General features: G+C 59.5%; 4 protein-coding genes. 1 reads left to right on the top strand and 3 read right to left on the bottom strand.

Going from position 1 to position 1,997, the window contains the following annotated elements; all coding sequences use genetic code 11:
* Positions 1–31: 31 nt before the first annotated feature.
* From ACRESD_RS03660 to ACRESD_RS03650, 3 genes are read right to left on the bottom strand one after another with little or no spacing between them, the layout of a single operon-like run.
* A complete protein-coding gene (locus ACRESD_RS03660) occupies positions 32–652 on the bottom strand; it encodes an SOS response-associated peptidase (protein ID WP_431749678.1) in 621 nt (206 codons plus the stop codon).
* A 38-nt stretch (positions 653–690) separates the two neighbouring features.
* A complete protein-coding gene (locus ACRESD_RS03655; protein ID WP_431749677.1) occupies positions 691–951 on the bottom strand; it encodes a putative signal transducing protein in 261 nt (86 codons plus the stop codon).
* An 11-nt stretch (positions 952–962) separates the two neighbouring features.
* On the bottom strand, positions 963–1,145 hold the full coding sequence (locus ACRESD_RS03650) for a CPXCG motif-containing cysteine-rich protein (RefSeq protein WP_431749676.1): 183 nt from the start codon (positions 1,143–1,145) through the stop codon (positions 963–965).
* Positions 1,146–1,273: 128 nt separating this feature from the next.
* Between ACRESD_RS03650 and ACRESD_RS03645 the strand changes: the two genes are divergently transcribed.
* On the top strand, positions 1,274–1,997 hold a 724-nt coding region (locus tag ACRESD_RS03645), incomplete at its 3' end, for a 1-acyl-sn-glycerol-3-phosphate acyltransferase (protein WP_431749675.1).

Raw genomic sequence — 1,997 nt, 5'->3', positions numbered from 1 at the left:
TTGCCCCCGATGAGGCCGGTGAGTCCAACCGCTAGGCCGGGGTCAGGCACTCCGGTCCATTGAGTTTGGGATCGTTGACCATATTGGCCAAGACTCGCTCGCGCAACGCGGTGGGCTCACTGGCCAGCAAGCCTTGCAGCACATGCAAGGGCGTTGCGGGATTGAGCCAGGCTTCCTGCCCCGCTGCATCCAGAATCAACGGCCGCCGTTGATTTTGCGCGGCCTGGGTGATCACTGCCGTACTCAGCCATACCTGCTCCTGCACGGGGTACTCTTCCCAGATAGCCGCAAAAAACAACGTGGAACCTTCCCCCGGCGTGAGCCAATACGGGCGCTTGCGCTGGGTGCCGCGCCATTCGTAAAACCCGTTGGCTGGCAACAGGCAGCGGCGCTGGCGGAAGGCCTCGCGAAACATCGGTTGTTCGGCCAGGGTTTCGGCGCGGGCGTGGGCCGGCGTGCGGGACAGATCGGTCAGCCAGGGTGGCGTGAGGCCCCAACGGGCACGCGCCAGGGTGCGCTGGCCTTCGCTCAAGCGCTGGATCAGCACCGAATCATTCGGGGAGATATTCCACTGGGCCTGCTGATCGGCGGGAAAACCCGGCAATGCAGCAAAGGTAGGGTTCCAGCGAAACAGGGCATAACGTCCACACATGGGGTAACACGACTCTTGGGGGTAAACCGACCGACAGCCTAACAGACCAGCACATCGGGGAAGTTGTCGGGTTCATCGCCAGGCAGGGGCTGTGCACCGATGTAGGCAGTAATCAGCTCACGGGCGTAGGCAGCCTGGTCGTTGTCCACTTCCAGGCCCAACAGTCCGAAAATCGGCAATTCACCCGTGCCACCCAGCAAGTGGCGCCCCACCAGGTGCGCCTCGACACCTTCGCTGGCGAGCATTTGTTGCAGTAACTCGCCTTCCATCAGGTTTTCCGGTTCGTAGATTCGCTGCATGGGTGTACCTGTTATTCGTTTTCGCTGCGGGTTTCCAACATCCACTCGTCACCATGGACCTGCAGGCTGAAAATGATCGGCCGGCAACACACCTGGCAGTCTTCGATGTACGTCTGATCGCCACCAGACAAATCCACGGTGGTCTCGACCTCTTCACCACAATAAGGACAATCGTACTTCGCAGTTTCCAGCATCGCGGTCTCCCAGGTGACTTGTGCGTATAATCGCCGGTCTATTTACAGGGCTATTCACGGCTGAGCCAATATTACGGCCGCACCCTGATATTTCCTTTACTTACCCTAGCCGTTTCTAACAAGAGAGCATGATGGGCGAATTCGATACCATCCGACCTTACAACGACAGCGAAGTCCCGGCAGTGCTGGCGCGTCTGTTCAGTGACAAGGCCTTTCTGGACATCCTGACCCACTTCCGCTTCCCGCGCTTTGCCGGCGCCCTGGGCTGGTTGCTCAAGCCGATGATCGCCCGCAAGTTGCGCCGTGAGTTTGCCGGCGTCACCACCGTGGCGACGCTACAGGACAAAGTCGAGTATTACGTCGACCACACCATTGATCGCGCGACCGACGGCGTGACATATACCGGCGTCGAACAGCTCAAGTCGGGCACCGCCTACCTGTTCCTGGCCAACCACCGCGACATCGTGATGGACCCGGCGTTCGTCAATTATGCCGTGTACCACGCCGGGCTGCCGACACCCCGCATCGCCATCGGCGATAACCTGCTGCAAAAGCCGTTTGTCAGCGACCTGATGCGCCTGAACAAGAGTTTTATCGTGCACCGCTCGATTACCGGGCGAAAGGAAAAGATGGCGGCCTACCAACTGCTGTCGGCCTACATCAACCATTCGATTCGCAATGACGGCCAATCAATCTGGATCGCCCAGGCCGAAGGCCGTGCCAAGGATGGAGATGACCGCACCGAGTCGGCGATCCTCAAGATGTTCCACGTCAGCCGCAAGGACGAGCCGTTCGCCGAAGTCATTCAGTCGCTGAACCTGACTCCGGTGTCCATCAGCTATGAATACGACC

Source organism: Pseudomonas sp., from assembly GCF_050739995.1.
GTDB lineage: Bacteria > Pseudomonadota > Gammaproteobacteria > Pseudomonadales > Pseudomonadaceae > Aquipseudomonas.
The sequence above is the reverse complement of the archived record's forward strand: the minus strand, read 5'-3'. Positions and strand labels throughout refer to the sequence as shown.